General features: G+C 74.3%; 7 protein-coding genes. 5 read left to right on the plus strand and 2 right to left on the minus strand.

Features of this window, described 5'->3' with window-relative positions; translation table 11 throughout:
- Positions 1-43 precede the first annotated feature (43 nt).
- From ABD946_RS04005 to ABD946_RS04015, 3 genes are read left to right on the plus strand one after another with little or no spacing between them, the layout of a single operon-like run.
- Positions 44-841, plus strand: coding sequence for an ABC transporter ATP-binding protein (locus ABD946_RS04005; protein WP_345280101.1), 798 nt, complete (start codon positions 44-46; stop codon positions 839-841).
- A gap of 1 nt (position 842) precedes the next feature.
- Complete coding sequence (locus ABD946_RS04010) at positions 843-3,224, plus strand: FtsX-like permease family protein (protein ID WP_345280103.1); 2,382 nt, start codon at positions 843-845, stop codon at positions 3,222-3,224.
- Positions 3,225-3,271: 47 nt separating this feature from the next.
- The gene (locus ABD946_RS04015) at positions 3,272-3,808 is read left to right on the plus strand and encodes a hypothetical protein (protein ID WP_345280105.1); all 537 of its coding nucleotides are present in this window, start codon (positions 3,272-3,274) and stop codon (positions 3,806-3,808) included.
- Positions 3,809-3,880: 72 nt separating this feature from the next.
- On the opposite strand, the gene ABD946_RS04020 is transcribed toward ABD946_RS04015, so the two are convergent.
- Positions 3,881-4,252: a DoxX family protein gene (locus tag ABD946_RS04020; RefSeq protein ID WP_345280107.1), complete on the minus strand. Its 372-nt coding sequence runs from the start codon at positions 4,250-4,252 to the stop codon at positions 3,881-3,883.
- 96 nt (positions 4,253-4,348) lie between these two features.
- Here ABD946_RS04020 and ABD946_RS04025 point away from each other — a divergent pair, with 96 nt between their 5' ends.
- Positions 4,349-4,786, plus strand: coding sequence for a winged helix-turn-helix transcriptional regulator (locus ABD946_RS04025; RefSeq protein WP_345280108.1), 438 nt, complete (start codon positions 4,349-4,351; stop codon positions 4,784-4,786).
- A gap of 326 nt (positions 4,787-5,112) precedes the next feature.
- Here ABD946_RS04025 and ABD946_RS04030 read toward each other — a convergent pair whose 3' ends face one another.
- A complete protein-coding gene (locus ABD946_RS04030; RefSeq protein ID WP_345280110.1) occupies positions 5,113-5,631 on the minus strand; it encodes a hypothetical protein in 519 nt (172 codons plus the stop codon).
- Between the two features lie 413 nt (positions 5,632-6,044).
- Here ABD946_RS04030 and ABD946_RS04035 point away from each other — a divergent pair.
- A partial coding sequence (locus tag ABD946_RS04035) for a VOC family protein (RefSeq protein WP_345280112.1) occupies positions 6,045-6,343 on the plus strand: 299 nt, incomplete at its 3' end.

Below are 6,343 nucleotides of genomic sequence, written 5' to 3' on the forward strand. Positions count from 1 at the left end.
CGGGCCCGTGAAAGGTGCCGTTCGGGCCGGTTGGCTGGGGCCCATGACGATCCATCGGACAGAACGGGCCCAGGCGGCGCCGGTGGACGGAACGCAGGCAGTGAGCCTGCGCGCCGTCCACCGGGTGCACGGAACGGGCGAGAACGCGGTCACGGCCCTGGACGGGGTGAGCCTCGGCTTCCCGGCCGGCAGCTTCACGGCGGTGATGGGCCCCTCCGGCTCGGGCAAGTCGACCCTGCTGCACTGCGCGGCCGGCCTGGAACGCCCGACCGCGGGCACGGTGACGGTGGCGGGCACCGACCTCGGCCCGCTCGGCGAGCACCAGCTGACCCTGCTGCGCCGCGAGCGGATCGGCTTCGTCTTCCAGTCCTTCAACCTGGTCTCCTCGCTCACCGCCGAACAGAACGTCGCCCTCCCGCTGCGCCTGGCCGGCCGGAAGCCGGACCGCACGGCCGTGCGCGCCGCGCTCGCCGAGGTCGGGCTCGCCGACCGCGCCGGGCACCGGCCCGGCCAGCTCTCCGGCGGACAGCAGCAACGCGTCGCCATCGCCAGGGCGTTGGTCACCGGCCCCGAGGTGATCTTCGCCGACGAGCCGACCGGCGCCCTGGACACCGCCTCCTCGCGCGAGGTGCTCGCCCTGCTGCGCGGGGCCGTCGACCGCCACGGTCGCACGGTGGTGATGGTCACCCACGACCCGGTCGCCGCCGCCGTCGCCGACCGGGTGGTCTTCCTCGCCGACGGGCGGGTGGCCGACATCGCCCACGGCCTCGACGCCGGCGCGATCGCCACCCGGACCACCCTCGCGGCCCAGGCCGCGCCGACCGCCGCGCCGGGGGCCTGACGTGCTGTCACTCTCCGCCCTGCGCCACCGCTGGCCCGCCTTCGCCGCCACCTTCCTGGCCCTGTCGCTCGGCGTCGCCCTGATCACCGCCGCGCTGCTGGTGCAGCTCTCCGCCCGCCCCCGGGTCCCCGAGCGGCTGGCCGGGGCCCCGCTGTACGTGCGCGCGGGCGAGGCGCCGTGGTCACCCGAGACCGTCCGGGAGCTGACCGCCCGCATCGCCGCCGTACCGGGTGTCACGGGCGTGGTGGCGGACCGCCCCTTCCACGCCCAACTCCTGCGGGACGGGCGGCCCGTGGGCCGCGCCGAGCGCGGCGAGCGGCAGGGCAACGCCTGGTCGGCGGCGGCCCTCGCCCCCTTCCCCCTGCGGACCGGACGGCCTCCGACCGAGCCGACGGACGTGGTCCTCGGCAGCTCGCTCGGAGTCCCCGCCGGTGCGACCGTGACCGTGCTGACGGCAGCCGGCCCGGCCCGACGGACCGTCACCGGCACGGTGGACGGCACCGGTCTGTACGTGGCCGACGCGGAGGCCGCCCGGCTCGCGAGTGGCGTACGGCTGCTGGGGATCCACGCCCCTCCGGAGTCTGCCGTAGCGGTCGGCGCGGCGGTCGGCGAGGCCGGGGAGGTCCTCGCCGGTGAACGGCGGACCGCGCTGGAGGAGCCCGGCCGGACCGCCGTCCGCGAGATCGGGGCCCAGGTGCTCTCGGCCACGGTCACGCTGGCGGCCTTCTCCTCGGTCTTCGTGACCGCGTCCACCTTCGCCTTCTCGGCCGGGCTGCGGCGACGGGAGTTCGGCCTGCTGCGGGCGGTCGGTGCGACGCCCCGTCAGCTCCGGCGCGCCGTCCTGGGCGAGGCCCTGGCCGTCGCGGCGGTCGCCGGGGCGGTCGGCGCGGCGGTGGGTACGGCGCTCGCGCCGGTGTTCGGCCGACTCCTCGTCGGTGCGGGCTTCGAACCGCCGGGCTTCACCACCGTGATCGCGGTCTGGCCCCCGCTGGCCGCCTGGGCGGCGGGCCTGCCGGTGGCGGCCGCCGGAGCCTGGTCGGCCGCGCGGAGGGCGGGGACGGCGGCGCCGCTGGAGGCCCTGCGCGAGGCGGCGGACGACCGGCGGCCGATGGGCCGGGGGCGGCGGATCGTCGGCGGACTGTTCGCGCTGCTCGGCGGCGGGTTGGTGGTGGCGCTGGTCGGGGCGGAGGGCCAGTCGCTGGTCACCACCTCCCTGCTGGCCGCGATGGCCCTGCTCACCGCCGCGACGGTGCTCGCCCCCGCCGTGGTGCCACCTGTCGTCCGGCTGGCCACCTGGCCGTTCGGACGGGGCGGACGGGGCGGGGGAGCGACCGGGATGCTGGTCCGGGAGGGCGCGCTCGGTGCCGTCGGGCGGACCGCCTCCACGGCTGCCCCGGTGATCGTGACCGTCGGCTTCGCGGTGCTGATCCTCGGTCAGAGCGCGACCATGGCGGAGGCCTACCGCAGCCGGGGCACGGCCGCCGTCGAGCACCGGACGGTCGTCCGCCCCGACGGCACCCCCGGCCTCTCCGACGCGGTCCTCGACGCCCTGCCCGCCGACCGGACCACGGCCTCCACCACGGCCGGCGTCCGGCTGGACGGCGCCGCGGGCTGGGTCACGGCGGTCTCCCCGGTCGCCTTCCGCCCCACCGTGCTGGCCGGTTCGCTCGCCGCCTTCGGTACGCCGGGCACGGCGGTCGCGGCCGGGCCGACCACCCCTGACGGCGTGCCGGCCCGGGTCGGCGACACCGTGGCGGTCACCTTCGCCGACGGCCGGACCGTGCCGCAGCGCGTGGTCGCCGTGGTCGAGCCGCTCGACACCCCCGGACTGGTCCTTCCCCGGGCCACCCTCCGGGCCCACGACCCTGACGCCCTCACGGAGTTGGCGTACGTCGACGGCCTGATACCGGAGGCGGTGCGGCCCGTGCTGGCCGGGCTGGGCGCGACGGCCGTCCCGGGAGCCGACTACCGGTCCGACGCCTCGGCCCGTGACGACGAGCTGGTCCGGGTCTTCGTGCTGATCCTGATCGCGGTGTCGGTCGGATACACCGGGCTGGCGATCGTGAACACCCTGGTGCTGTCGGTCTCCGGCCGGCGCCGCGACTTCGCCGTCCTGCGGCTCTCCGGCGCCACGGCCGGGCAGGTGCGGCGGGTGGTCGCGGCCGAGTCCGCACTCGTCGCCGCCACCGGAGCCGCCCTCGGCCTCGCCGTCGCCCTCGGCGCCCTGCTCGGCGTCCGCTCCGGCCTGGCGGCGGACCTCGGCCGCCCCGTCCGTCTCCTCCTCCCTCCCCTCCCGATCGTCACCGTCCTCGCCGCCTGCGTGGGCCTCGCGGTGGTGGCCGCCGTCTGCGCAGCCCGCCCGTCCCCGCACCGCCGGGACTGACGGGCCGTCGGGCGGAGGAGGCCGGTCCGGAGGTTAGAGTCCAGGTCATGAACGTGGACAGGGCCCAGTGGTACCGGATCGCCGATCTCCTCCCGGAGGCGGCCGCGGCGGAGGTCGAGGACTGCTGGGAGAGCGGCGAGCAGGAGGCCGGGCTCCGGCTGCTGGTGGAGGGCCTGCTCGCCTTCCAGATACCCGTCGGGGAGGCCGACCGGGCCCGGATCGCTGTCCTCACCGAGCGGTGGGGCGTTCGCGAGCTCCTCGCACCCGGCCTGCTCCGCTGCCTCGGTGACGGAGCGTCGGCCCCCGTCCGCCTCCTCGACGCCGAGACCGACGGCGCCGAACTCCTCCCGGGCGGCCCCGGCCTTCCCGGGCTGCTGCTGGCCCCGTGGATCCGCTGCACCCGCTGCGGCCACTACCTCCTGCGCGCCCACCGCTGGGAGGACTGGGACGACCTCTCCCACGACGCCGAGCACTACGCCCTCACCTCGGCCGACCGCTCCACCCTGCTGCGCACGTTCCCGGCCGACGCGGTGGCCGAGGCCTTCACCGAGCTCCTCGACCACTGCCCAGCCGCCGTGGAGTGACGCCGATCGCGTCCGGGGTCGAGGGCCGTCCTCGTCCGAGACCAACCTCGCCCAGCACGATCAAGGTCGGTCTCAGAGCCGGCTGTCCGTTGTCAGAGGGTGGCCGCGCGCAGCACGATCAGGGCGACGGAGGCCATGGTGAGGACCATCGCCGGAGGCGCGCCCTTGCGGTCGCCGACGCGGAGGTGGGAGGCGACCGCCCCCCGCGAAATAGAGCGTCAGGCCGATCGCTGCGGCGATTCCGACGGGTCCCCACCGGAGTCCGGCGATCACACCGGTCGCGCCCGCGATCTGAGCGCCGATCAGGAAAGCCATCATGCTCTGCGGCACTCCGAGGGTGGACATCTGCTCGGTGATGTGTCGCGTCCGCAGGGACTTGGCTCCGGCCGATACCAGGAGAAGCGCCGACATGACCACGGAGACGACGGCAAGGGAGACGAACATGGCTGAGACCTCAATCGTGCGAGATGCGAGTAAGGGGGCGTGCGCACCTCGACGACGATAGGCGGCTAATAGGTACCTCCAGGTAACCTTCGGGGCATGAGCCTGCGACCTGGAATCGCCTTCCTCGCCGACTGTCCCGCTCTCCTGGCCATGGAGATCATCGCCAGCAAGTGGTCCATGGTCACGCTCTTCGCGCTGACCGAGGGCCCGTTGCGCCACGGCGAGCTGGTCGAGCTGAGCGGTGGCATTTCGCGCAAGGTGCTGACCCAGACGTTGCGTAGGCTCCAAGCCAACGGGCTCGTCGAGCGGCACGCGTACGCCGAGGCGCCGCCGCGCGTCGAGTACGGCCTGACCGATCTCGGGCGGACCCTCGAGGAGCCCATCAGGATGCTCACTGCGTGGGCGAGGGAGAACGGCGAGGCGGTCGTCACCTTCCGGGAAGCAGCCGAGGCGGCCAAGGCCATCGCGGAGAATCAGGCGAGTCAGGCGACCCGGGTGAGGGCCCGTCATGTTGACGAGAGGCTGGACCTGTAGACCCTTCCGTCGCCGGAGAGGCGCGCTCGTACCAGTCCGCCGACACTCGGTGTACTGGAGACGATGCCCGAAGCCATGAGCTCAGCCTTCGAGTCAGCCAGGCGCAGCGGCACGGACGAGGACCGGCCTGACGGGTCGTCGGCGAGCGCGAAGAGGAACGGAACGCTCGCCGCCGTGAGGCCAACTGCTCCAGCCACAGCGGCACTTCCTCGGCGGTGCCGTAGGCGTGACCCAGCGACGGCCAGTCGACGTCGCCGAGGCCCTTGAAGTTCTCGATCATGAGCCGCACGCCGCCACGCTCGACCGACAGCGGAGCGGCGGTGTGGTCAGGCGATGGTCTGCCGCGCCGAGCGGGTGCGGGAGCGCAGTCCGGGGAGGCGGGCGTGTTCCTCGGGGGTGGCGAGGCCCTGGTCGAGCGCGAGGAACGAGAGCAGCCGGACCGGGTGGCCCGTGCTGGCGGCGGCCTCCAGCTTGTGGTGGCCGTCGAGCAGGAAGTGGGTCAGTCCCCAGTGCCGGTAGTGGTCCTCGGGCTCGCCGCTCGCCGGTTCGCACACGTCGAGGGTCGACACCGCGACGGCGGTGGGGACGGTACCGTCCGCCATCAACCGGGCGTACTCCTCGACGCGGGCACGGGTGTTCCACCGCGGCGGGACCATCGGCACGACGAACTCGTAGAGGTGGGCGGAGGCGTCGACCCCGGTCTCGAAGGTCCGGTAGTACGGGGTGTGCGGATACTGCGGCAGCCCCCAGAACTGGTCCATCCCCCACGTGGCCACCTGCTCACCGCTGAAGTAGTCGCCCTCCTTGCCGGGGTTGACCAGCTGCGGTTCGACCCGCAGCAGCACGGCAGGTACTCACCCTCGGGCAGCAGCGCGCCGAACGCCGCGACCACCCGCTCGTCCACACCGTCCAGGCCGCCACCGAGCAACTCCTGCACGTCGTCCGCCGACAGGGTCTCGTTCGCCCCCTCCAGCCGCCGGAACAGGAACGGGCACGTCCCGCACCAGTGGCTCAACTCGAACGCCGGCTCCCCGTCCAGCTCCAGCACCCTCAACCCGGGCCGGCCCCGCCGCTCATCCACCCCGAACCCCAGCCGCGCCGCCCCGCCCGCCACCCCGAGCCTCCGCGGCTCACCCCACATGATCGTCACCCGCCCAGGGTACGAGCCGCACGACACGGCCGGGGGTCAGGCCTCCTCCTGACCGCTGCGGACGCCCTGACCTGCGGAGATGGGCAGAGCCCCTGTTACTGTGCGCCCATGTCAACGATCAAGCAGTTCCAAGTGACCTTCGACTGCGCGGAGCCCGTGAACCTCGCCGCGTTCTGGTGCGAGGTGCTGGGGTACGTCATGCCGCCGGTCCCGGAGGGCTTCGCCACGTGGGAGGAGTGCTTCCGCTCGCTGCCGCCCGAGGACACGGTCTACTTCCCGTGCTCCGATCCCGCGGGTGTGGCTCCGCGCCTGCTCTTCCAGCGGGTCCCCGAGGGCAAGGTCGTCAAGAACCGGGTGCACCTCGATGTGCGGGCCGGCGTCGGGCTGGTCGGTGACGAGCGCCTGGC

The organism is Kitasatospora albolonga (assembly GCF_039535905.1).
GTDB lineage: Bacteria > Actinomycetota > Actinomycetes > Streptomycetales > Streptomycetaceae > Kitasatospora > Kitasatospora albolonga.

Excerpts from the sequence above, each read along its gene's own strand:
- ABD946_RS04005 (WP_345280101.1), top strand. The coding sequence starts at position 44 with ATGACGATCCATCGGACAGAACGGGCCCAGGCGGCGCCGGTGGACGGA.
- ABD946_RS04015 (WP_345280105.1), top strand. The coding sequence starts at position 3,272 with ATGAACGTGGACAGGGCCCAGTGGTACCGGATCGCCGATCTCCTCCCG.
- ABD946_RS04020 (WP_345280107.1), bottom strand. The coding sequence starts at position 4,252 with ATGTTCGTCTCCCTTGCCGTCGTCTCCGTGGTCATGTCGGCGCTTCTC.
- ABD946_RS04025 (WP_345280108.1), top strand. The coding sequence starts at position 4,349 with ATGAGCCTGCGACCTGGAATCGCCTTCCTCGCCGACTGTCCCGCTCTC.